The organism is Pseudomonas sp. B21-009, assembly GCF_024749345.1.
In the GTDB taxonomy this organism is placed as follows: Bacteria; Pseudomonadota; Gammaproteobacteria; order Pseudomonadales; family Pseudomonadaceae; genus Aquipseudomonas.
Genome location: NZ_CP087199.1, coordinates 3,496,307 through 3,519,824 on the forward strand (window position 1 = coordinate 3,496,307; position 23,518 = coordinate 3,519,824).

The 23,518-nt window shown below is 65.9% G+C and carries 21 protein-coding genes; 12 read left to right on the forward strand and 9 right to left on the reverse strand.

Going from position 1 to position 23,518, the window contains the following annotated elements:
- Nucleotides 1-9: 9 nt before the first annotated feature.
- Genes LOY34_RS15810 through lexA form a run of 4 tightly spaced genes read right to left on the reverse strand, consistent with a single transcriptional unit; the run spans nt 10 to nt 5,746 of the window.
- Nucleotides 10-3,114 (reverse strand): error-prone DNA polymerase, encoded by a 3,105-nt coding sequence (locus tag LOY34_RS15810; RefSeq protein WP_195884439.1) that lies wholly within the window; start codon nt 3,112-3,114, stop codon nt 10-12.
- Nucleotides 3,090-4,505 carry a DNA polymerase Y family protein gene (locus LOY34_RS15815; RefSeq protein WP_195884440.1) on the reverse strand — a complete coding sequence of 472 codons (1,416 nt, stop codon included), beginning with the start codon at nt 4,503-4,505 and terminating at the stop codon, nt 3,090-3,092. The genes LOY34_RS15810 and LOY34_RS15815 overlap by 25 nt, the downstream gene beginning before the upstream one ends.
- A gap of 6 nt (nt 4,506-4,511) precedes the next feature.
- The gene (imuA, locus tag LOY34_RS15820) at nt 4,512-5,129 is read right to left on the reverse strand and encodes a translesion DNA synthesis-associated protein ImuA (RefSeq protein WP_093381566.1); all 618 of its coding nucleotides are present in this window, start codon (nt 5,127-5,129) and stop codon (nt 4,512-4,514) included.
- Nucleotides 5,129-5,746: a transcriptional repressor LexA gene (gene lexA / locus LOY34_RS15825; RefSeq protein ID WP_195884441.1), complete on the reverse strand. Its 618-nt coding sequence runs from the start codon at nt 5,744-5,746 to the stop codon at nt 5,129-5,131. Before lexA ends, imuA begins: the two co-directional genes overlap by 1 nt.
- A 77-nt stretch (nt 5,747-5,823) precedes the next feature.
- On the opposite strand from lexA, the gene LOY34_RS15830 reads away from it, so the two are divergent.
- The 3 genes from LOY34_RS15830 to LOY34_RS15840 all read left to right on the forward strand — a co-directional run bounded on the left by LOY34_RS15830 (nt 5,824) and on the right by LOY34_RS15840 (nt 8,823).
- Nucleotides 5,824-6,480 carry an HAD family phosphatase gene (locus LOY34_RS15830; protein ID WP_195884442.1) on the forward strand — a complete coding sequence of 219 codons (657 nt, stop codon included), beginning with the start codon at nt 5,824-5,826 and terminating at the stop codon, nt 6,478-6,480.
- A 294-nt stretch (nt 6,481-6,774) separates the two neighbouring features.
- Nucleotides 6,775-7,494 (forward strand): thioredoxin family protein, encoded by a 720-nt coding sequence (locus LOY34_RS15835; RefSeq protein WP_195884443.1) that lies wholly within the window; start codon nt 6,775-6,777, stop codon nt 7,492-7,494.
- A gap of 411 nt (nt 7,495-7,905) precedes the next feature.
- Nucleotides 7,906-8,823 (forward strand): bestrophin family protein, encoded by a 918-nt coding sequence (locus tag LOY34_RS15840; protein WP_195884444.1) that lies wholly within the window; start codon nt 7,906-7,908, stop codon nt 8,821-8,823.
- On the opposite strand, the gene LOY34_RS15845 is transcribed toward LOY34_RS15840, so the two are convergent.
- Nucleotides 8,804-9,796 carry a bile acid:sodium symporter family protein gene (locus LOY34_RS15845; protein WP_195884445.1) on the reverse strand — a complete coding sequence of 331 codons (993 nt, stop codon included), beginning with the start codon at nt 9,794-9,796 and terminating at the stop codon, nt 8,804-8,806. The two genes, LOY34_RS15840 and LOY34_RS15845, sit on opposite strands and share 20 nt — an antisense overlap.
- 79 nt (nt 9,797-9,875) lie before the next feature.
- Between LOY34_RS15845 and LOY34_RS15850 the strand changes: the two genes are divergently transcribed.
- The 5 genes from LOY34_RS15850 to LOY34_RS15870 all read left to right on the forward strand — a co-directional run bounded on the left by LOY34_RS15850 (nt 9,876) and on the right by LOY34_RS15870 (nt 15,332).
- On the forward strand, nt 9,876-10,688 hold the full coding sequence (locus LOY34_RS15850) for a helix-turn-helix domain-containing protein (RefSeq protein WP_195886011.1): 813 nt from the start codon (nt 9,876-9,878) through the stop codon (nt 10,686-10,688).
- Between the two features lie 81 nt (nt 10,689-10,769).
- Nucleotides 10,770-11,165: a hypothetical protein gene (locus LOY34_RS15855; protein WP_195884446.1), complete on the forward strand. Its 396-nt coding sequence runs from the start codon at nt 10,770-10,772 to the stop codon at nt 11,163-11,165.
- 5 nt (nt 11,166-11,170) lie between these two features.
- Entirely contained in the window at nt 11,171-13,831 is a 2,661-nt protein-coding gene (locus LOY34_RS15860; RefSeq protein WP_195884447.1) for a DUF4132 domain-containing protein, read from the forward strand.
- A 29-nt stretch (nt 13,832-13,860) separates the two neighbouring features.
- The gene (locus LOY34_RS15865; protein WP_195886012.1) at nt 13,861-14,286 is read left to right on the forward strand and encodes a hypothetical protein; all 426 of its coding nucleotides are present in this window, start codon (nt 13,861-13,863) and stop codon (nt 14,284-14,286) included.
- Nucleotides 14,283-15,332 carry an FAD-binding oxidoreductase gene (locus LOY34_RS15870; protein ID WP_195884448.1) on the forward strand — a complete coding sequence of 350 codons (1,050 nt, stop codon included), beginning with the start codon at nt 14,283-14,285 and terminating at the stop codon, nt 15,330-15,332. The genes LOY34_RS15865 and LOY34_RS15870 overlap by 4 nt, the downstream gene beginning before the upstream one ends.
- Here LOY34_RS15870 and LOY34_RS15875 read toward each other — a convergent pair.
- A complete protein-coding gene (locus LOY34_RS15875; protein ID WP_195884449.1) occupies nt 15,322-16,197 on the reverse strand; it encodes a LysR family transcriptional regulator in 876 nt (291 codons plus the stop codon). The genes LOY34_RS15870 and LOY34_RS15875 overlap by 11 nt on opposite strands.
- Nucleotides 16,198-16,328: 131 nt before the next feature.
- Here LOY34_RS15875 and ampC point away from each other — a divergent pair, with 131 nt between their 5' ends.
- Nucleotides 16,329-17,486 (forward strand): class C beta-lactamase, encoded by a 1,158-nt coding sequence (gene ampC, locus LOY34_RS15880; protein ID WP_195884450.1) that lies wholly within the window; start codon nt 16,329-16,331, stop codon nt 17,484-17,486.
- A 12-nt stretch (nt 17,487-17,498) separates the two neighbouring features.
- On the opposite strand, the gene LOY34_RS15885 is transcribed toward ampC, so the two are convergent.
- Complete coding sequence (locus tag LOY34_RS15885) at nt 17,499-18,122, reverse strand: glutathione S-transferase family protein (protein WP_093387487.1); 624 nt, start codon at nt 18,120-18,122, stop codon at nt 17,499-17,501.
- Between the two features lie 3 nt (nt 18,123-18,125).
- A complete protein-coding gene (locus LOY34_RS15890) occupies nt 18,126-18,917 on the reverse strand; it encodes a helix-turn-helix transcriptional regulator (RefSeq protein ID WP_045194106.1) in 792 nt (263 codons plus the stop codon).
- 166 nt (nt 18,918-19,083) lie between these two features.
- Between LOY34_RS15890 and LOY34_RS15895 the strand changes: the two genes are divergently transcribed.
- The 3 genes from LOY34_RS15895 (at nt 19,084) to LOY34_RS15905 (ending at nt 22,507) form a co-directional block, all read left to right on the forward strand.
- Complete coding sequence (locus tag LOY34_RS15895) at nt 19,084-20,178, forward strand: P1 family peptidase (RefSeq protein ID WP_045194107.1); 1,095 nt, start codon at nt 19,084-19,086, stop codon at nt 20,176-20,178.
- Nucleotides 20,179-20,264: 86 nt separating this feature from the next.
- Nucleotides 20,265-21,638, forward strand: coding sequence for a nucleotide 5'-monophosphate nucleosidase PpnN (gene ppnN / locus LOY34_RS15900; protein WP_045194108.1), 1,374 nt, complete (start codon nt 20,265-20,267; stop codon nt 21,636-21,638).
- Nucleotides 21,639-21,820: 182 nt separating this feature from the next.
- Nucleotides 21,821-22,507: a TIGR04211 family SH3 domain-containing protein gene (locus LOY34_RS15905; RefSeq protein ID WP_195884451.1), complete on the forward strand. Its 687-nt coding sequence runs from the start codon at nt 21,821-21,823 to the stop codon at nt 22,505-22,507.
- Between the two features lie 18 nt (nt 22,508-22,525).
- On the opposite strand, the gene LOY34_RS15910 is transcribed toward LOY34_RS15905, so the two are convergent.
- Complete coding sequence (locus LOY34_RS15910; RefSeq protein ID WP_045194109.1) at nt 22,526-23,449, reverse strand: DMT family transporter; 924 nt, start codon at nt 23,447-23,449, stop codon at nt 22,526-22,528.
- Nucleotides 23,450-23,518 lie beyond the last annotated feature (69 nt).

Sequence of the window (23,518 nt, forward strand, 5' to 3'; positions counted from 1 at the left end):
CGATGCTGTTCAGTGAAAATCCCGACTGCGCACATCCAGCCCCTGCAACAGCGGGCTCAGATCCTCCAGGCGCTGGGCAATCAGGTGACGCACCCCGCTCTCGCACTCCAGCTTTCCGCTCACCCGCAGCAGTTGCGCGCCCACCAGCACCCGCCGCTGGCGCTCGGCCAGGTCGCGCCAGACCACCACGTTGACGTTGCCGAACTCGTCTTCAAGGGTGACGAAGGTCACCCCGCTGGCGGTCCCCGGTCGTTGGCGCCCGGTCACCAGCCCCGCCACGCTGACCCGATCGTTGTGTTCGGCCTGCTCCAGCGCTTGCGAACTGCGGCACCCCAGGGCATTCAGGCGGCGGCGCAGCAAGGTCAGCGGGTGCGGGCCGAGGGTGGTGCCGACACTGGCGTAGTCGGCAAACATGTCCTCGCTCAGCGACGGTTGCGGTAAATCCACCGGTGCTTCCACTGGCGCCTCGATGCCAGCGAACAACGGCAGTTGCGCCTGCACCGCGGCCACGCTCCAGCGCGCCCGGTAACGGTCGCTGGCCAACCCGCGCAAGGCCCCGGCATCGGCCAGCAGCTCACGCGCACGGGCATCGAGCTGCGCCCGCAGGCACAGGTCACTGACATCGCGCCAGCCGCACTCGGCCCGCGCCTGTTCGATGCGCAAGGCGTCCTGCTGGCGAAAGCCGCGCACCTGGCGCAGGCCCAGGCGAATGGCCAGGGCGTCCCCTGCCCCCGGCTCCAGGCTGCAGTCCCAGTCGCTGTGGCAGACATCCACCGGGCGGATCTCGAGGTGATGACGGCGGGCGTCCTGCAGGATCTGGTCGGGGCTGTAGAAGCCCATGGGCCAGCTGTTGATCAGCGCACAGGCAAAGATTGCCGGCTCGTGGCACTTGAGCCAGCAACTGGCATAGGTCAGCAAGGCGAAGCTGGCGGCGTGGGACTCGGGGAAGCCATAGCTGCCAAAGCCCTTGATTTGCTCGAAGATGCGCTCGGCAAATTCTGCGCTGTAGCCGTTGTCGAGCATGCCCTGGGTCAGCCGTTGGCGGTGCGGCTCCAGGCCGCCGTGGCGCTTCCAGGCGGCCATGGCCCGGCGCAGCTGGTCGGCCTCGCCGGCCGAATAACCGCCGGCAACCATCGCCAGTTCCATCACCTGTTCCTGGAACAACGGCACGCCGAGGGTGCGCTCGAACACCTGCTTCAGCGCATCCGACGGATAGCTCACCGGCTCAAGCCCCTGGCGCCTGCGCAGGAACGGGTGAACCATGTCGCCCTGGATCGGCCCGGGGCGAACGATAGCCACCTCGATCACCAGGTCGTAGAAGTTCTTCGGCTTGAGCCGCGGCAGCATGGCCATTTGTGCCCGCGACTCGATCTGGAACACACCGACGGTGTCGGCGCGGCCGATCATCGCGTAGGTCGCCGCGCAGTCGGCCGGGATGCTCGCCAGGGTCAACCGGCGGCCACGGTGGCGATACAGCAGGTCGAAACAGCGGCGCAAGGCGCTGAGCATGCCCAGGGCAAGAATATCGACCTTGAGCAGGCCGACCAGGTCGAGGTCGTCCTTGTCCCACTGGATCACCGTGCGCTCGTCCATGGCGGCGTTTTCCACCGGCACCAGGCTGTCCAGCGGCTGCTCGGAAATCACGAAGCCGCCCGGGTGCTGGGACAGGTGGCGAGGAAAACCGATCAGCTCGCCGGTCAACGCCAGCACCCGGCGCAGCAACGGGCTGTCGGGGTCGAAACCGGCTTCGCGCAGTTGCTCGGGAGGCGGCAGGCGGTCGCTCCAGCGCCCGCAGCAATCGGCCAGGGCGTTGATCTGCTGCACCGGCAAGCCCAGCACCCGGGCGATATCGCGCACTGCACCGGCAGCGTGGTAGGTGCTGGCCACGGCGGTGAGCGCCGCGCGATGGCGACCGTAGCGGCGGAACACGTACTGCAGGACTTCTTCGCGGCGGTCGTGTTCGAAGTCGACGTCGATGTCCGGCGGCTCGTCGCGCTCGCGGGACAAAAAGCGCTCGAACAGCAGGTGGCTTTTCATCGGGTCGAGCTCGGTGATGCCGAGCACGAAACACACCACCGAGTTGGCCGCCGAGCCGCGCCCCTGGCAGAGAATGCCCTGGCCCCGGGCGAAGTTGACGATGTCGTGGACGGTAAGAAAGTAGCTTTCGTAGTTGAGCTCGGCAATCAGCTGCAGCTCGTGTTCCAGGGACTGGCGCGCCTTGTCGCCAATGCCCCCGGGCCAGCGCTCACGGTGGCCGCGCTCGCACAGATGGCGCAGCCAGGCGCTGGCCGTCTGGCCTTCGGGCACCAGTTCGCGAGGGTATTGATAGCGCAACTGGCCCAGGTCGAACTGGCAACGCGCGGCAATGCGCAGGCTTTCTTCGAGCAATGCCGGCGGGTACAGCTCGGCCAGTTGCGCCAGCGGGCGCAGGTGCCGTTCGCCATTGGCGAACAGGCGCTGGCCGGCCTCGGCCACGCTGCAGTGATGGCGGATGGCGGTCATGCTGTCCTGCAGGGCACGACGACCACGGGCATGCATGTGCACATCACCGCTGGCCACGGCCGGAATATCGAGGCGCTCGGCCAGGGCCAGCAACTGTTGCAGGCGCCGCGGGTCATCGGCGCCACGGTGCAGCTCGACCGCCAGCCACAGCCGCTCGGCGAACACCTCGCGCAACCAGTGGCCGCTGGCCTGGTCAGCCTCACTGCCGTCCGGCACCCACAGCGCCAGCAGGCCATCCAGGGGCGTGGCAAAGTCTTCGCGCAGCAGTTGGTACTCGCCCTTCTTCGCCCGTCGCCGGCCCAGGGTGATGAGTTTGCACAAGTGCTGGTAACCGCCGAGGTTCTCGGCCAGCAGCACCAGCTTGGGGCCGTCGTGCAGGCGCACTTCGCTGCCGACGATCAGCGCCAGGCCCGCCGCCCTGGCTGCCTGCCAGGCGCGGACGATACCGGCCAGGGTGCACTCGTCGGTGATCGCCAGGGCCTGGTAGCCCTGCTGGCGGGCACGCTGGAACAGCTCCTGGGCACTGGAAGCGCCGCGCTGGAAGCTGAAGTTGGACAGGCAGTGCAGCTCGGCGTAGCCCGGGGTGTTCATGCGAACCAGCCCTGTAGCCACAAGCGGCCGTCTTCACCGAGGGTGCGGTAGGCCCAGCCGTGCAGACCGCTGGCGGTACGCACCCGGTAGTAGTCGCGGCGCACATCGCCGCCGTCCCACCAGCCGGATTCGATGCGCTCGGCGCCGGTCAGCAACTGCACGCCGACGCCGGGCAAGGCCTGGGGCTCGGCCAGCAGCCAGCCCGGGCGTGGCGCACCTGGTAGCGCCAGCGCCTGGCGCGGCCCGTCGCCCGCCTGCCAGGCGCACTCGGGGCGGTGATCGGCCTGGGCCGCAAGCCCCCGTACCGCTTCGTCGCCCAGCCGCGCGCGCAGGCGTTCGCGCAGTTGCTCCCAGGGTTGGTTCTGTTGCGGGCGCGGGTCGAACAGTTCGGCGCGCTGCGGCACGAAGGCCGGCAGGTCTTCGGCCAGCAGGCGCAGGTTGCGCACCGGCGCGGCAATTTGCAGTTGCTCAAGGCGGCCACGGGCCAGCTCGAACAGCATCGACGGATCACGCTCGGCCGCCAGCAGGCCGACCGGCACGCAGGTGTCGGGCCCTTCGCCGTGCTCCAGGTGCAGGGCAAAGCGCTGCACGCCGCTGTCGCGCCCGGCGAGGAAGGCGGCAAGGTCGTTGATCAGCCGGCGCAGGGGGAACAGCAGGGCTTGATGGGATTCGACATCGAAGTTCAGCTCCAGGCGCGCATCGAAGCGGTCCGGTGGCAAATAGAATTCCAGGGCCATGGGCCGGCGCCCGAGCAGGCGGTCCAGGTGCAGTTGCACCGCTGCGGCAAAGCGCCGGGCCAGGGCATCACGGGGCAAGGCCAGGACCTGGCCGAGCTGGCGCAGGCCCATGCGCGCCAAGGCGTTGGCGGCCTCGGCGGGCAGGCCGACGCGGTCGATGGGCATCTGCTCCAGCGCCGCGCGGGTTTGCTGCGGGCACTCAAGGGCCAGGCCGTCGTGGGCATTGGCGAGCATGCGCGCCGCCACCGGGTTGCTGGCCAGGACGATGCGGTGACGAAAACCCAGCGCCTTGAGCTCTGCGCGCAGCCGCGCTTCAAAGGCCGGCCAGGGCCCGAACAGGCCGAGGCTGGACTCGACTTCAAGCAACAGCACCCGTGGGTAATGCAGGCTGACCTGGGAGCTGAAGCGATAGGCCCAGGCGGCCAGAAACTGCTGCAATTGCTCGATAGCTGCCGGGTCGTGCTCGACGCAGGTAAAACTGCCGGCCAGGGCCTGGGCGGTGGTCAGCGCCTGCCCGGCGCGCAGGCCCAGGGTAGCGGCTGGCGGGTTGACCGCCTGCAAGACCCGGCGCTGGGCCGGGCCGCTGAGCAGCACCAATGGCGTGTCGGCGTCGTCGCGGGCGCGCAGCACGGCGTCGAGTGCCAGCTGCGGCAGCAGGATACAGGCCCAGAGCATGATCCATCAGCCTCGCCCGGGGCAGGCAATGGGCGTAGCCGGAGCCAGGCCGCCGCGGCACTTGAGCACCCGCCACTGGGCCGGCTGGGCATCGACGGCAATGCGCAGCGCCGCCGGTGACGGGTTGAGCGCAGCCTGTTGCGGGCGACAGGCAAAGGCCAGGGTCTGGCCGCTTTCGGCGGCAACCTGCAAGCGGCGCAAGGCGCGATCATCGGCCTTGTGCGGCCAGCACAGCACGGCGCCGCAACTGCCCGAGCGCAAACACTGCTCGGCGGCCCAGAGTACTTCGCCGGCAGTGGCCTGGACCACTGCCAGCCACTGCAGGTCGACCCCGGCCGCCTGCCAGGCCGGCGGGTAGGGAATGAACGGCGGCGCAATCAGCACCACCCGCTCGCCGGCCTGGGTCAGTCGCGCCAGGCTCGGCCACAACAATTGCAGCTCGCCACAGCCTTCGGCCGCCAGCAGCAGCTCGGTCAGCGCCCCGGGCGGCCAGCCGCCACCGGGCAGTGCCGCATCCAGGGCGGCATGACCGCTGGGCTGCAGGCCCTGGGGCAAGGCCTGCGGGCGGCCCTTCCAGAGCCGTTGCTGGTCGAGCAGGCCGTCGAGGCTGACCACCGCGCCCATCAGCCGCGCCTCACCAGGCCGCAGAACACCCCTTCGATGACGAAGTCGTGCTCCGGGCCGACCTCGATGGGGGCATAGGCCGGGTTGCGCGGCAGCAGGCGGTAATGCCCGCCGGCGCGTTCGAAGCGCTTGATGGTCACCTCGCCGTCCAGGCGCGCGACGATGATCTGCCCGTCACGGGCCTCGGCCTGCTGCTTGATGCCGACCAGGTCGCCATCGAGGATGCCGGCGTCGATCATCGAGTCGCCGCGCACCTTGAGCAGGTAGTCCGGCGAGCGGCTGAACAGGTGCGAATCGAGCATCAGTTGTTCGTGGATATCCACGTCCGGGCCGATCGGCCGGCCGGCGGCGACCTGGCCGAGCACCGGGATCTCCAGCACCTCGGGGCGGCGCAAGGCACCGGCCAGGCGGATGCCACGGGCCTGGTTGGGGGTGACCTCGATGAAACCGGCCTCGGTCAGCGCCTGGACGTGCTTGCGCGCGACACTGCGCGAGGCAAAACCGAAGGCCGTGGCGATGTCGGCCAGGCTTGGCGGCTGGGCCTGATCGGCGATGCGCTGGCGAATGAAATCGAGAATAGCGCGGCGTTTGGGCGATAGTTTATTCATGGAGTACATTTGTACTCTTTTCCTACGCATCTGACCAGCCCCGCTGATCCGGTTATCATGGCCGGCCACCGCAGCGGAAGCCGACCATGCTTGATGCCCTGTTGTTCGACCTCGACGGTACACTGACTGATACCGACAAACTCCACCTGCTGGCCATGCAACAGCTGTTGCTCGAAGAAGGCCGGGTGTTCACCGAAGCCGAGTTCGATGCCCACGTCAGCGGCCGGGCCAATGCCGACCTGTGCCGCTACCTGTTCCCTGACCGGCCGGTGAGCGAGCACCAGCTGTTCGCCGAGCGCAAGGAGGCGCGCTTTCGCGCCCTGTCGCCCACCTTGCAGCCCACCGCCGGCCTGCTGCGTTTGCTTGAACATGCCGAACGCCAGCGCATCGGCGTTGCCGTGGTCACCAACGCACCACGGGCCAACGCCGTGCACATGCTCGCCGCCATGGGCCTGGAGCAACGCTTCGAGCATGTGCTGGTGGCCGAAGAACTGGCCCGGGCCAAGCCCGACCCGCTGCCCTACCTCACCGGCCTTGAACGCCTGCAGGCGCGGGCGGCGCATGCGCTGGCGTTCGAGGACTCGCTGCCGGGAGTGAAGGCGGCCAGCGGCGCGGGGATCTTCACCGTCGGGCTATCGACCAGCCAGCGGCCTGAAGCCTTGCTGGAGGCTGGTGCGCAGTTGGTGGTAGAGGATTTCGACGATGAGCGCTTGTGGGCGCTGATCGGGCGGATGTCCGGCTGAAAGTGGGAGCGGGCCTTGCCCCGCGATCGAGCGCGAAGCGGTCGTAATCCGGGCACCACTTGATGAGTTGGCTGTACTGGCCTCATCGCGGGTCAAGTCGGGTCGCCGCACCGCCGCTCCCACAGTGGGTCTGTGGGGGCTTAAAGCCAGCCACAAAGGGTTGATGCAAAACCTGTGGGAGCGGGCTTGACCCGCGATGAATTCACCACCGTTCATCAGCCCTGCACTCACCTCTGTCGAATCCCCCACCCGACAATCGACCATGAGTACATTCCCCCCAGCGGAGCCGTACCCATGGACAACCATCAAAACCCCCAGGTGGTCTCGCGCAGCGAATGGCTCAGCGCCCGCCGCCAATTGTTGCTGCATGAAAAGGCCCTGACCCACCAGCGCGACGAACTGAGCAAGGCCCGCCGCGCCCTGCCCTGGGTGCGGGTCGACCAGGACTACCGCTTCGAAGGCCCCGAGGGCCGCCTGAGCCTTGGCGACCTGTTTGCCGGCCGCAGCCAACTGCTGGTCTATCACTTCATGTTCGGCGAAGGCTGGGATGAAGGCTGCCCGGGCTGTTCGTTCCTGGCCGATCATTTCGACGGCGCCAACCTGCACCTGGCCCACCACGATGTGTCGCTGGTGGCGGTGTCGCGCGCGCCCTACGTCCAGTTCCAGGCGTTCAAACAACGCATGGGCTGGAAGTTTCCCTGGGTCTCGTCGCATGGCAGCAGCTTCAACCAGGACTTCGGCGTCGGCGCCAAGGGCAGCGACCAGTACAACTATGAGCCGTATTCGGGCGAGGAAACCGAGCTGCCGGGCCTCAGCGTGTTTTACCGCGATGCCGGCGGCACGCTGTTCCACACCTACTCAAGCTACGCCCGCGGCCTGGACATGCTGGTCGGTACCTACAACTTTCTCGACCTGATGCCCAAAGGCCGCAACGAGGAAGGCACCATGGACTGGGTGCGCCATCATGACCGTTACCAAGACCTCGCCCAACCACCCCACTGCTGCCATGAATAGCCGCGCTACCTGGTATTTTTGCCAGTAGCCAGCACGCCCTGGCGGTGCTCGAATGCACCGAGGCCTGTCGACCGACAGGCCCCACCCCGGAGGCAGGGCGTATCAGGTTCTATTGGAGCGGCAGAAACGAACACGGCGAAGTTGAGTTCCTTGATCCGCGAGGCAATCTTCTGCATAGACAGATTCTCGAGCGCCCTGCTTCTGCTGCGTATGATTGGCTGGAATACCCGGCCCCGGCGAACAGCAACATCGCCCTGATCCGTGTCATCGCACACGACTACTCTTTACTCGACAACTTCACTCTCTGGTGCCGATGACCCTGGCATTTTTATCCCAAACTGTATCCTGACCCAGCTTTGCCCTACAGTAACGCGCGTCAATACTCGCGTTACTGTACAGGGCCTGCCTTGCATGATCATCCAGCCACAAAAACCCTCCATCCGCGTCCTGCTGTTTTCGCTCAAGGGCTCGATCATCCCGGCGATCTGGCGCAAGGTGCTGTACACCGTGCTGATCAGCTCGGCAGTGGTAGCCACCCATGGCACCCTGTTCGAGTACAAGGTGATCCTCACCGCCACGCCCTTTACCCTCTGGGGCCTGACCCTGGCGATTTTCCTCGGCTTTCGCAACACCGTGGCCTACCAGCGCTTCTGGGAAGCGCGCACGCTGTGGGGCGAGCTGCTGATCGTCAGCCGCAACCTGACCCGCCAGACCCTGAGCCTGCTGCCGAGCCTCGACGCCAGCCAGCGCCGCGCCCTGCTCGACCCCTTGATTGCTTTCGCCTACGTGCTGCGTGACCAGTTGCGCGGCACCCCGGCCTGCGCCGACCGCCAGCGCCTGCTCGACACCCCGACGCGCACCAGCCTGGCCAGCAGCGATGCGCCTGCCAGCCGCCTGCTCGGCCTGCTCGGCCAGCGCTTCATGGCCCAGGCCCGCGATGCCGGCGCCGGCGAGGTGATCCAGGCCAACCTCGACCAGCAGCTCAACCGGCTGTCGTACGTGCTGGGTGGCTGCGAGCGGATCAAAAACACGCCCATCCCCTACCCCTACATCCTCATGCTGCACCGCATCGTCCACGTCTACTGCTTCCTGCTGCCGTTCTGCCTGGTCGACAGCATCGGCTGGTTCACGCCGTTTGCCGTGTGCGTGCTGGCCTATACCTTCTTCGGCCTGGATGCCCTGGGTGACCAGATCGCCGACCCGTTCGACACCCAGCCCAACGACCTGGCCCTGGACGCCATGTGCCGCAACCTGGAAATCGCCGTGCGCGAGCTGGCCGATGAGGCGGCGCCGGCACCACTGCAACCGGTCAAAGGGGTTCTGTTGTAAGCGAGGGTTCTTCAGTACGCGCGGCATAGCGCTGGGCCAGTACCGCGCAGACCATCAGCTGGATCTGGTGGAACAGCATCAGCGGCAGGATCATTGCACCGATACCGCCGCCAGCGAACAGCACTTGGGCCATCGGCACGCCGGTGGCCATGCTTTTTTTCGAGCCGGCAAACAGAATGGTGATGCGGTCTTCGAGGTTGAAGCCCAGCCAGCGCCCCAGCGCGCCGGTCAGCCACAGCACCAGCGCCAGCAGCAGGCAGCAGACCAGCGCCAGGCCCAGCAGGCGCGACGCAGGTACTGCATGCCACAGGCCGCTGACCACCGCATCGCTGAAGGCGGTATAAACCACCAGCAGGATCGAACCCTGGTCGACGCTCTTCAGCCAGCGGGCATTGCGCGCCACCCAGGCGCCGATCCAGCGCCGCGCCAGTTGCCCGGCCACGAACGGCACCAGCAGTTGCACAACGATTTTCAGCACGGCATCGAGGCTCGAGCCGCTGTCACCCTCGACGCCCATCAGCAGCACCACCAGCAACGGCGTCAAGACGATGCCGAGCAAACTCGACGCCGCCGCGCTGCAGATCGCCGCCGGTACGTTGCCACGGGCCAGCGAGGTAAAGGCGATGGCCGACTGCACCGTGGCCGGCAAGGCGCACAGGTACAGCACGCCCAGGTACAGTTCATCGCCCACCAGCGGCAGCAACAGCGGCTTGAGCAGCATGCCCAGCAGCGGAAACATCACAAAGGTGCAGGCAAACACCAGCAGGTGCAGGCGCCAGTGCCCGGCACCGGCGGCGACCGCCTCGCGCGACAGCTTGGCGCCATGCAAAAAGAACAGCAGGCCGATGGCGAGGTTGGTCAACCAGCCGAACAGCACGGCGCCACTGCCTTCGCAGGGCAGCAGCGTGGCAATGAGGATAACCCCGAGCAGCGCCAGGGTGAAATTGTCGAACAGCATCCGCAGGTACTTCATGGCCGCTCCCGGCTTGTTATTGTGGCGCCGCAGACGTTAAGGTCTTTGCCCGATCTTGACTAACGCCAGCGCCCCGCCAGTGTCGCCAAAAGGACAACCGCCCGCCTTCACCCCGCAGTCACTGGAGCAGCTGACGGCACTGCCGCGCCCGGTGTATGGCCATGTGCAGGCGCTGCCCAACGTGGTGCTCGGCTACCGCCATAGCCATCCGTGGGGGCAGTTGTCCTATGCCATTCGCGGCGTGCTGGAGGTGCACACCGACCAGGGTTTCTACCTGGTGCCGCCGCAGCGCGCAGTGTGGCTGCCGGCGCACGTGCCGCACCGGGTCAGTTGCGCCGACGACACCTGCCTGCGCAGCCTGTACCTGGAGCAAGCACCGGCAAGCTGGCGCGAGCCGCAATGCCGGGTAGTCGCGGTCAAGCCGCTGTTGCGCGAGCTGATCCGCAGCTTCAGCGAACTGCCAGTGGAATACGACAGCGAGGGCCCCGACGGGCGCCTGGTGCAGGTGCTGCTCGACCAGCTGGACAATGCAGAACAACAGCAATTGATGCTGCCGCTGCCACTGGACCCTGAGTTGCGTGCCCTGTGCAGCCACCTGCAGGCACAACCCGATTCGCCGACCGGGCTGGCCGACTGGGCGCGGCAAGCCGGCGTGTCGGAGAAAACCCTGAGCCGGCGTTTTCAACGCGAAACCGGCCTGAGCTTTCGCCTCTGGCGCCAGCGCATGCGCCTGCTTTGCGCCCTGCCGGCCCTTGAGCGCGGCGAGCGGGTCACCGACGTGGCCCTGGCCTGCGGCTACGAATCACTGTCGGCGTTTATCGCCGCCTTCGGCAAGCAGTTCGGCCTGCCGCCGGGGGAGTTCTTTCGCGCACGCAACGGCAGTGATGGTTGAGCGCCTGCACGTCGAAATCCGCCGACCAGCCTGATACTCTTGCGCCCATTCGTTTTGCCTCTTGCCAGAAAAGGAGTTCCCATGGCAACGCTCACCGTCCGCGACGAGTCGGTTTCGGGCGAAGTCTTCGACGATTTCGCCCTGCACTTTGCCACCGACACCATCACCGTGCGCCAACTGATCCGCGAACGGGTCCATCAGGAAGTCCAGCAGCGCAGCACTGAGACCGGCCACAGTCGGCGCCAGCGCCTGGTCAGCCCCGAACCGCTGGAAGCTGCGCTCAATGGCGAGCCTGTCGTCGAGCGCCAGACCATCGACTGGCGCAAGCAGGTCGACATCGCCTGTGAGGCCTTCGAGCGCAATGGCTTTTTCATCCTGCTCGACGAGCGTCAGGCCGAAAGCCTCGACGAAGTCCTGACCATCCGCCACGACAGCGTGGTCAATTTCATCAAACTGACCCCGCTGGTAGGAGGCTGAACCTCATGGCACTGGAACAACTTCAGGCGTTTCGCCACGATCGCGCGCAAACCGAACTGGGCCCGGTCGAGCACATCGGCCCGGACGGCTACCCGCTGCTGGCCGGCTCCGAACTGCGCCACGAGCATGCGCTGATCAGCGAACTGCTGCCGCTGCTGCAAAAAATTCACGGCCGCCCCGACGCCATGGTCTTCGCCCTGGGCAAATTGCCGGCGGTGATGGCCCTGAGCCCTGACCCGGCGCTGCGCACGCGCCTGGTGCTGGCGCTGATCGAACGGGTGGTGGCCTACAACGGTGAGCTGAGCACCGCCAGTGCCGGGCATGCCTTCTCGCACATTTTCGACTACGGCGTACTGCCGGCGCTGATGACCTGGCTGATGGAAAACGGCGCCGACGTCGGCCAGCTGGCCGAGCCTGTGCTGCAGTGGTTTACCAGCTACCGCTTTGCCTATTACGGCACCCTGCCAACCCTGACGGTGACCGACTGGATCATCGCGCAACACTTCAGCACAGTGCCAACCGACCTGCGTGACCTGCTGATCATGCTGCGCAGCCAGTGCGCCGACCTGGGCCACTACGGCAACTTCGGCGAACAACTGCTGGCCAAGCTCGACCCGCTGCTGGGCAGCGGCGCCTGGCAGGTGCTGGCGCCGTGCGAACACTGGACCCAACTGGCCCTGGAAGACCTCGAACAACTGAGCCCCGAGGTGCGCGAAGACTGGCTGGCGCTGTTGCGTCAGGCCGCTGCGGCAACTTCGGCGCGGCCCTCGGCGAAATGGCTGAAGAACGCCCAGGCGCTGTTGGCCAAGGTCGGTGAAGCACCGCTGCGGGCGGCACTGCTGCGCTGGTTTGCGCGGGTCGATGCCGGGCGCTGCGGCGCGCTGCTCAACGTCGGCTGGGAAAGCACCGATGACCGCGCACGCATGCACGATGGCAACGCCACGGTGCTGCGCGGCCTGTTGTGGATGTGCGCGCCGCTGGCCGACAGCGAACTGACCCGGGCCATCGCCCGCCTGGCCCTGAGCGCCTACCGCAAGGTGCGCGGCATCGGCCCACGGGCGCCCAAGGTCGGCAACGCGGCGGTGTTCGCGCTGTCGTCGATCCCAACCAGCGAAGCAGTCGGGCAACTGGCCCTGCTCAAGGTGCGGGTCAAGTTCGGCACCGCGCAGAAGGAAATCGAAAAAGCCTTCACCAGCGCCGCCCAAGCACTGCAACTGCCCCGTGACCAGATCGAAGAACTCGGCGTGCCGACCTACGGTCTGGAGCAGGTCGGCCTGCGCCGCGAAAGTTTTGATGACGGCGCCTTTGTCGCCGAGCTCAAAGTCGATGGCAAGGCCGCTACCCTGAGCTGGTTCCGCGCCGACGGCACGCCGCAAAAATCGGTGCCGGCCAAGGTCAAGGCCGACTACAAGGACGAGCTCAAGGAGCTGCAAGGCGCGCTCAAGGACATCGGCGCCATGTTGCCGGCCCAGGCCGAGCGCCTGGACAGCCTGTTCCTGCTGGAAAAGCACTGGCCGTACGATCAATGGCAGGAGCGTTACCTCGACCACCCGCTGATCGGCACCCTGGCGCGGCGGCTGATCTGGGTGATCAGCGACGGCGGCCAGCAGCACGCCGTGGTGTTCAACGAAGGCTGCCTGCAAACCCTGGACGGTAAAACCATCAGCCCTTCCAGCGCGGCGCAAGTGCGCCTCTGGCACCCGATCGGCCGCCCGCTGGAGGAGGTCCTGGCCTGGCGCGAGCGCATTGAAGCGCTGCAGATCACCCAGCCATTCAAGCAGGCCCACCGCGAGGTCTACCTGCTGACCGAAGCCGAGCGCAACACCGCCAGCTACTCCAACCGCTTCGCCGCGCACATTTTGCGCCAGCACCAGTTCCACGCCCTGGCCGCCGCCCGCGGCTGGCGCAACAAGCTGCGGCTGATGGTCGATGATACCTACCCGCCGGCCAGCCGCGAACTGCCGGCCTGGGGCCTGCGCGCCGAGTTCTGGATCGAGGGCGTGGGCGACGACTATGGCGTCGATACCAACGAAGCCGGCGCCTTCCTGCGCCTGAGCAGCGACCAGGTACGCTTCTACCCCATCGACGCCGCCCAGCGCAGCGCCCATGCCGGTGGCGGCGGTTATGCCTTGAACCGCTGGGATAACGCCGTGGACGCTGCGCCCTTGCCGCTGGACCAGGTGCCGCCGTTGGTGCTCAGCGAAGTGATGCGCGATGTCGACCTGTTTGTCGGCGTCGCCTCGCTGGCCAACGACCCGCTGTGGGCCGACGGCGGGCCGGACGGCCGCTACCGCGATTACTGGCACAACCACTCGTTCGGCGAGCTGGGCGCCACCGCGCAAACGCGCAAGCAATTGCTGGAAAAACTGCTGCCGCGCATGACCCGCCTCAAAGACAAATGGACCCTGCACGGGCGCTTCCTGGAGGTCACCGGCAAGCTGCGCAGCTACAAGATCCACCTGGGCTCGGGCAACATCCTGATGCTGCCCAACGATCAGTACCTGTGCATCGTCCCCGACGCCAAGGCGCGGCAGAAAAACACCCCGCAGTACCTGCCGTTCGAGGGCGACGCGCTGCTGTCGATCATCCTCTCCAAGGCCTTGCTGCTGATTGACGACGACAAGATCAGCGACCCGACCATTACCCGGCAGTTGGCTTTGAAGTGAACGTACAAGAGTATCGCCCCGTGCCTGCCATGAGGCTGTTGCTGCTGAGTCTGTTGCTGGTCGGCACGGTTTGCGTGGCCGATGACGAGGACTATCCGGACCCGCTGTACGGCTTCGTGGTCGGCTCCTATGCGCTGATCGGGAAAGAACCCGACAACGGCGCCAGCTATGCCGGCCGGGCCACGCTGCGCTATGTGGACGGGCAACTGCTGCTGGCAACGACCATTGACGGCAAGACCCACACCGCCATCGGCCAGGTCGAGGTCGCGGCCATTGCCAAGGCCAAGGTGCTGCGTTTCACCTGGCCCGGTCACCGTTCGACCTGCCTGATCCACGGCGACCTGGACAACTACGCGCGCCTGACCTGCTACTGGCAACGCGACGGCGTCGAGCACAAGGAGCCGGGCATGGAAAGCTACTTCCCGACCGCAACCTGGCCGGAGAATCGCCAATGACAGCAGAGGCCGAGCGCCCGCACGTGGTGGTCATCGGCGCCGGTATCGTCGGTGCCTCGATTGCCTATCACCTGAGCAAGCACACCCAGGTGACAGTGATCGACAAGGGCCAGCCGGGCCTGGGGGTCACCTCGCGAGCCTTTGGCTGGATCAACACCACGGCGCCGCAGCCTGGCGAATTCGCCGCCTTGCGCAATCTGGCGATTGGTGAGTATCACCGCCTGCAAGACGAGCTGGGCACGGCGCCGATCAACTGGAGCGGCGCACTGTCGTTCAGTGCAGCGCCCTCGCCCGCCGCTGGCGTCGAGCCGATCGACCCGGCTCGCGTGCGAAAGCTTGAGCCGCAGTTCAAAGCGCCACTGCAACAGGCGCTATTTGCACCGCAGGAAGGCTCAATCGACCCGCTGGCGATGACCCGCTTGCTGCTGGAACGCGCCCAGGCCAACGGCGCCAGGGTGCTGACCGATATGCAGGTGCTGGCGATTGAATGCCGGGACGGCGCCGTCGCCGCGCTTGTCAGCGCAGAGGGACGGATCAGTTGCGAGCGCCTGGTCGTAGCGGCAGGCACCGCGTGCAAGGCCTTGCTGCAGCCCTTGGGCGTCAGCTTGCCACTGCATCCGTCGCCGTCGATCCTGATCCGCCTGCGGGCGCAACGGCGGCTGGTGCACACCCTGATCGCCAGCAGCGAACTGGAAATCCGCCAACCGACGCCGGAGCTGATCCTGGCCGCCGAAGACTACCTCGACGCCGACGGCGAAGACGGTCCCGAGGGCATTGCCCAGCGGGCGCGCACTACCATCCGCAACAGTTTGCACGGCGGCCAGGGCCTTGAGCTAATCAGTACCGAGGTTGGCTTGCGACCCATGCCGGATGATCGCATCCCCATTATCGGTGCCTTGCCAACTGTCAGCGGCCTGTACCTGGCGGTGATGCATTCGGGCGTGACCCTGGCGGCCGTGGTCGGCCGACTGGTGGCGCAAGAGCTGATCGACAGCCGACTGGCGCCCGAGCTGCAAGGCTGCCGGCCTTCGCGTTTCAGCCTGTAGCTGCCTTCAACAGCCAGGCTTTGAACGCCACCATCGCCGGGCTTTCGGCCTTGGACTGCAGGCGCGTCAGCCAGTAGCTGCCGGTACTGATGCCCAGGGCAAATGGCTGGCGAATGGCATCGCTGGCCAGCAGGCGTTCGAACATAAGCGGTGGCGCCAGGGCCACACCGGCGCCTTGCAGGGCGGCGTCCATCATCCCCAGCGACGAATCGAAGACCATGGTCCGCGACGGCTGTACCGCGCCCGGCAGGCCAGCGGCCTGGAACCATTCGGCCCACTCATCGCTGCGGTAGGAACGCAGCAGGGTGTGTTGCAGCAGGTCAGCCGGGCTGTGCAACTGCACGGCAATCGACGGCACGCACAACACCGACAGCGGCGCCTCCAGCAACGGCATGGCATCGATGCCATGCCAGGCGCCGCTGCCAAAGCGGATGGCGTAGTCCAGGCCTTCGGCGGCGATATCGACGCGGTTGTTATTGGTCGACAGGCGCAAATCGATAAACGGGTGCAGGGCCTGGAACTCGGGCAGGCGTGGCAGCAGCCAGCCGAGCGCAAAGGTGCCCACCGCGCCGACGGTGAGTACTTCGCGGTAGTGGCCGCCGTCGAAGCAGTCGAGGGTCTGGGCGATGCGGTCGAAGCATTCGCGCAGCACCGGCAGCAAGGTTTCGCCTTCACGGGTGAGCATCAGCCCGCGCGGCAGGCGCTTGAACAGGGCGACCTTGAGCTGGGCCTCGAGGCTCTTGACCTGATGGCTGACCGCCGCCTGGGTCACGCACAGCTCGATGGCCGCGCGGGTAAAGCTCAAATGCCGGGCCGAAGCCTCGAAGGCACGCAGGGCATTCAGGGGCAGGTGTGGTCGGATCATGCAGACTCCCAAATTTTTCTAATGGCTGCTGCGAAATATCATCGTTTGTGCAACCTGGGCAAAGCGCCTAGATTGGCGCTCCCTGCTGCAGCCAGGCTCACAACAGTCCACTTAAGGAAAGGTTGCCGATCATGCACCAAAAAACCAACCTCAAGCCAGGGATTCTGGCTGCCTTTACCCTTTGCCTGGTTACCGGGCAAAGCCTTGCGCAGACGCCGCTGGAGTCAACGGTGAGCGCCGTCGTGCGCCCGCTGATGCAGCAACAGGCAATCCCCGGCATGGCCGTGGCCATCAGCGTCGATGGCCAGCAGCACTACTTTAACTACGGAGTGGCCTCGAAACAGAGCGGCCAGCCAGTCAATGCCGACACCCTGTTCGAGATCGGCTCGGTGAGCAAAACCTTTACCGCCACCCTTGCAGGCTTTGCCCAGGCCAGTGGCAAGCTGAGCCTTGGCGATACGGCCAGCAAGCACTGGCCCGCACTCAAAGGCACCGCGTTCGATGGCATCACCCTGCTCAACCTTGGGACTTACAGCGCGGGCGGCCTGCCCTTGCAGTTCCCTGACGCGGTCAAGGGCGAAGCCGACCTGGCCGGCTACTACGGCCACTGGAAAGCCGACTACGCGCCGGGCACTCAGCGCTTGTATTCCAACCCCAGCCTGGGCCTGTTCGGCTACCTCACGGCGAAAAGCCTGGGAACGCCGTTCGCCCAGTTGATGGAGCAACAGCTGCTGCCGCAACTGGGCCTGCAGCACAGCTACCTGCAAGTGCCTGGCGCGCAGATGGGCAACTATGCCCAGGGATACAACAAGCAGGACCAAGCGGTGCGCGTCGGCCCCGGGCCGCTGGATGGCGAGGCCTATGGTTTGAAAGTCACGGCCGTGGACCTGTTGCATTACCTGGACCTGAACATGCAGCCGCACAGCCTGAGCAAACCGCTGCAACGGGCCATCGCCACCACCCAGACCGGCTATTACCAGGTCGGTGCCATGACCCAGGGCCTGGGTTGGGAGCAGTATGCCTACCCGGTCAGCCTTGAGCAGTTGCAGGCCGGCAATGCGCCGTCGATGGTGCTGGAGCCGCAACCTGTGAGCTGGCTGAAACCGGCGCGGCCGCTGCCAGCCGACACCTTCTTGAACAAGACCGGCTCGACCGATGGTTTTGGTGCCTACGTGGCGTTCGTGCCGTCAAAACGCATCGCCATTGTGTTGCTGGCGAACAAGAACTACCCGATTGCCGAGCGGGTGAAGGTGGCGCATCAGATCCTCACGGCTCTTGACCCGCAATGAGGCCAGTAGGTCTCACGGCAACCCGTTGCGCCCATGCAAGCGATAGCCTTCACGCACGTTCAGGCGCTCATAGTAAGCCTCGACCGCCGGCAACGCCGGGCGCTCCATGGGGGTCTGCAGCCAGCGGTTGACCGACAGGCCGATGGCGATGTCCGCCAGGGCAAAGTCCTGGCCACTGACATAGGCCCCGGTACGTTCCAGCTGACGTTCGAGGATGGTCATGTGCTTCGCCCAGTTGCGGCAACCCGCCGCCAGCGCTTGCGGGTCCTGGTGGGTCGGTGCCTTGCGCACCAACGAGACAAAGGCGTAGCTCCACGAACCGTTGAGGTCGGTGGCCTGCCAATCCAGCCATTGATCAACCCGCGCCCGCGCCTTCGGTTCGGCCGGGTACAACGCCTGGCCGCCATACTGGGCGGCGAGGTAGCGGATGATGCTGTTGGACTCCCACAAGACAAAATCGCCGTCGACGATCACCGGCACCATGGCGTTGGGGTTCAGCGCCAGGAAGGCCTCATCCTCGGTCGAGCGAAAGCCCGAGCCCCAGTCCTCGCGCTCGAACGGCAACTGCAATTCGGCGCAGGTCCACAGCACCTTGCGCACGTTGATCGATGAAGCCTTGCCGAGTATCCGTAGCATCATTCACTCCTGATGGTCATGTTGTCCCAGGTGTTGCAAAAACAGGCTGAACAGCTCCGATTGGGACGAGACCCCAAGCTTGCTGTAGAGGTTGCGCCGGTGCACCTTGACCGTCTCCTGGGAGATGTCCAGGCGCTTGGCGATGGCCTTGCTGGAGTTGCCGCGCAGCACCAGGCGGGCGGTTTCCAGCTCACGCGCCGACAACGTGTCGCTGCCAAAATGCTCCAGCGCCCGCTCGACCGGGGTCGAATGCTCGGCAACCTGCCGGGGATGCTGCTGGTGCCAGTGCTGGCGCATCAAGGCCAGCAGCCACGGCGCCAGCAGGCTCAGCTGGCCTATGGCCGCGGTGTTGTAACGCTGGTTGGCGCCCAGCGAGATGGCCAGGACCTTGCCCGCATCGAGGTTGAGGATCAGTTGCAGCTCGTCCTCGCCGACCAGGGCACGAAAGTAGTTGTTGAAGTAGTCGCTCTTGCGAAACTCGTCCGGGGCGACCTCTTCCATGCGGTACACGCCATCGGCAAGGCCGTCGCGCATGGCCTGGATGAACGGGTCGAGCAGGTACAGACCGCCCAGGTACAGGGGCGCTGCCGCCGGCGCATCGCGAAAGCCGCGGTCAAATTCCTCCAGCACCTGCGGCGCGCCCTCGCGCTCCACCAGCAAGGCCAGGGCGGTGTCGCACGGCAGCAGTTGATCGAGCAGCACGATCAGCTGATGCCAGAACCCCGGCTTGCCCAACTGGTCGATGACCCGGGCCAGGCCATGGTGGTGGGCAGCGGCTTCGAATAGCAGGTTCACCGGTAACTCCTAGGGGGTAACGATTGGGGGGAATCGCCAGCGGCAGGTCGGGCTCCTAGACTCTGCACACCGGCACGCAGTATTGCCGTTGCTCAAGCACTTGTCATGCGCTGCGAACAACGGCCCTTGCGCGCCCCTCGAACCTTCCAACAGGAGCTGTGAATCAATGCGTGTACGTGATCTGGGCATTCGTATCGGCGTCGGCACCCCTGGCGCGTTCAACGCCATTACCGACGTGCCGGGCGTGCGTGTCGGCCATCACACCGTGCAGCGCGGCAGCGGCGACCACGCGGTCAATACCGGCGTCACGGTGATCGAACCACGGGCCCAGGCCGCCAGCCTGCAGCCGTGTTTTGCCGGTGTGCACGTGCTCAACGGCAACGGCGATGCCACCGGCCTTGAGTGGATTCGCGAAGCCGGCCTGCTGACCACGCCGATTGCCTACACCAACACCCACAGCGTCGGCGTGGTCCGCGATGCGCTGGTGGCGGCCGAGCGCGAGATGGCCAAGGCCCGCACCTACTGGTGCATGCCGACGGTACTGGAAACCTACGACGGCGTGCTCAATGACATCTGGGGCCAGCACGTAACGGCCGAGCATGTCCACGCCGCACTGGCCGCGGCGCAATCGGGGCCGGTGGCCGAAGGGTGCGTCGGCGGCGGTACCGGGATGATCTGCCACGAGTTCAAGGGCGGTATCGGTACCTCGTCGCGGGTCCTGGACCGCGCGGCCGGCGGCTGGACCGTCGGCGTCCTGGTGCAGGCCAACTATGGCGTACGCGGCGCCCTGCGGGTGGCCGGCTACCCGGTCGGCCAGGTGCTGGGCGAGGTGCATTCGCCGTTCAGCGCGCCGCGCAATGTCGGCGAGCCGGGCATGGGCTCGATTGTCATCACCCTGGCCACCGACGCCCCGCTGCTGCCGCACCAATGCACGCGCCTGGCGCAACGGGCCAGCGTCGGCCTGGCCCGGGTCGGCGGCGGCACCGAGGACTCCAGTGGCGATATCTTCATCGCCTTCTCCACCGGCAACAGCCTGCCGGCAGCCAACTTCGGCCACCCCGGCGCGCCGACCAGCACGGTTGAGATGGTCAACAACGACCATATCTCAGCGTTGTTCAGCGCAGCGGCGGACGCCGTCGAGGAAGCCATCGTCAATGCCCTGCTGGCTGCCACCGACCTCGAGGCCCATGGCAGCAAGGTCCTGGCGCTGCGCCCCGAGCGTTTGCTTGAGGCCCTGCAGGCGGTCGGCTGGAAGGCCTGACAGCGAAAGGCACTCGTTGCTGCGACAATTTGTCGGTATGGTGGTGTTCTGAAGATGGACGTTTACCCGCTCACAGGAAACCCAGAATGCCCCAACGTGAAGTTATCAATGCATCTGTCAGCCCAAAAGGCAGCCTGGAAACACTGTCTCAACGTGAAGTACAGCAACTGAGTGAAGCCGGTTCCGGCAGCCTGTACACCCTGTTCCGCCAGTGCGCGCTGGCAATCCTCAACACCGGCGCGCACGTCGACAACGCCAAGACCATCCTCGAAGCCTACAAGGACTTCGAGGTACGCATTCACCAGCAGGACCGCGGCGTGCGCCTGGAACTGCTGAACGCCCCGGCCGATGCCTTCGTCGACGGCGAAATGATCGCCAGCACCCGTGAAATGCTCTTCAGCGCCCTGCGCGACATCGTCTACACCGAAAGCGAACTGGCCAGCCAGCGCATCGACCTGGAAAGCTCCCAGGGCATCACCGACTACGTCTTCCACCTGCTGCGCAACGCCCGCACCCTGCGCCCTGGCGTGGAGCCGAAAATGGTCGTGTGCTGGGGCGGTCACTCGATCAGCACCGAGGAATACCAGTACACCAAGAAGGTCGGCCACGAGCTCGGCCTGCGCAAGCTGGACGTCTGCACCGGCTGCGGCCCGGGCGTGATGAAAGGCCCGATGAAGGGCGCGACCATCGCCCACGCCAAGCAGCGCATGAGCGGCAGCCGTTACCTGGGCCTGACCGAGCCTGGCATCATCGCCGCCGAAGCGCCGAACCCGATCGTCAACGAACTGGTGATCCTGCCGGACATCGAAAAGCGTCTTGAAGCCTTCGTGCGTGTCGGCCACGGCATCATCATCTTCCCCGGTGGCGCCGGTACCGCCGAAGAATTCCTGTACCTGCTCGGCATCCTCATGCACCCGGACAACCGCGGCCTGCCGTTCCCGGTCATCCTCACCGGGCCCAAGAGCGCCGCGCCGTACCTGCAGCAACTGCATGCCTTCGTGCGCGCGACCCTCGGCGACGAGGCCCAGGCGCACTACCAGATCATCATCGACGACCCGGCCGAAGTGGCCCGGCAGATGGTCGACGGGCTCAAGGAGGTCAAGCAGTTTCGCCGCGAGCGCAACGACGCCTTCCACTTCAACTGGCTGCTGAAGATTGAAGAAGGCTTCCAGCGCCCCTTCGACCCGACCCACGAGAACATGGCCGGGCTCAAGCTCAGCCGCGCGCTACCGCCTCACGAACTGGCCGCCAACCTGCGCCGGGCGTTTTCCGGGATTGTCGCCGGCAACGTCAAGGACAAGGGCATCCGCCTGATCGAAGAGAAAGGCCCGTACGAAATCAAAGGTGACAGCGCCGTGCTCGAACCCCTCGGCCACCTGCTGCAGGCGTTCGTCGACCAGCACCGGATGAAACTGCCGGGCGGTGCCGAATACGTGCCCTGCTACCGCGTCGTGAGCTGATTCAAGCCCCGCCCCCGCTTGCGGGCACAGCCTGTGCCCGCAACATTTGCTGCTATTTTCCTACCCCCTTCAGTGAACCTGCCCGCAGAAATATGGTCTTTCAGCAGGCGGCCTGCGCGCACGCCGACTGTTCACCGGCCCAGTCATCGGGCTTTTATTGTTTATTTCACGCGAAGACCATCATGCCTATCTCTCGTCCCGTTTCTGCGGCGCCCGCGCTGTTTTCCTCCTGCAACCCGGGCGCGCGCCGCCTGCTGACCGGCAGCCTGATAGGCGCCCTGCTGGTTTTGGCCAACCCGCTGCATGCCGAAGAGGCAGCGCCCAGCAGCGAGCGCTGGGTCAGCGACAGCTTGAGCACCTACGTGCGTAGCGGCCCTACCGACGGCCACCGCATTGTCGGCAACCTCAAGTCCGGGCAAAAGGTCACACTACTGGCCACCCAGGGTAACTACAGCCAGGTGCGCGGCGAATCCGGCGACACCGTGTGGATCACCAGCAGCGACCTGCAGGCCGTGCCCGGCCAGGCCGAGCGCCTGCCGCAACTGACCGAGCAGGTGACCCAGCTCAGCGAACAGCTCAAGACCATCGACGACAGCTGGAAGACCCGCGTGCAAGGCATGCAAGAGACCCTCGACTCGCGCAAGGCGCTGATCGACGAGCTGCAAGCACGCAGCAAGGCGCTCAATGCCGAGCTGAGCGACACCCAGTCGGAACTGCGCAGCACCCAGGCGCGCCTGGGTGACGAGAACAAACAGGTGTTGATGCGCTACATGGTGTACGGCGGCGGCATCGCCGGTGCCGGTTTGCTGGCGGGCTTGATCTTGCCGGCCTTGAGCCGTGGGCGCAAAAAGAATGACCGCTGGTTCTGATGGATAATCCTGAGGTGCTCAACGATCCCCGTGGGAGCTGGCCTTGCCAGCGATCGGCCGCGCAGCAGTCGTGATGCGCAGCATCCAGCCAAAGGTCATCCCCGCCGCCGCCAGCAATATCAAGCCGGAACCGGCCAGTTGCAGCGCACTCAGCGGATGCCCCAGGGCCAGCCAGTCGACCAGGATCGCCACCACCGGATAGATGAACGACAAGGCGCCGACCAGGCTGGTGGGGATTTTCTGGATGGCGCTGTACAGCAGGGTCGACATCAAGCCGGTGTGGACGATGCCGATCGTGGCCAGCAGTGCCCAGGTAGCGGGCGCCAGGGCCAACCCCGGCAGCTGCGCAAACGGCGCCAGCAGCAGCACCCCGACCAGCATCTGGATCAACACGATCAGGTGCGGCGCCACCCCCTGCAAACGCTTGGTGATAGCGGCAGCGACGGCATAGAAAAACGCCGCGCCCAGGGCCATCAGCACGCCCAGGCGGTAGTCTCCGGCAACGCTGTCAACGCTCGATCCGGCCATGACGATCAGCAGCATCCCGGCGAACGCCGCCAGCAACCAGCCGGCCTTGTTGACGGTCATCTTCTCGGCGAACAGCAGCATGCCCAAACCCACCAGCATGAACGGCTGGGTGTGATAAACCACGGTGGTAACGGCAATCGAAGCATGGGTATAGGCACTGAACAGCAACACCCAGTTCAGCACCAGCGCGACCCCGCCCAACACCGCCGCCAGCGCCTGGCGGCCGCTAATCACCCTGCGCCGGAGCAAGCCCAGGCCGGCACAGGCCAGCAGTAACGCCAGCGCGCCAAACAGGCAACGCCAGAACACCACAGCCGCTGCCGGCTGGTCTGCGGCCAGCACGAACCAGCCCACCGTGCCGGAGATCACCATGGCCGCGGTCATCTCCAGGGTGCCACGTGTTTTCAGGTGCATGCTGTATCGACTCCTGTCATATCGAACAAAGGTCCGTTATGCTGAACAGATGAGTAGCGTTCGTCAAGA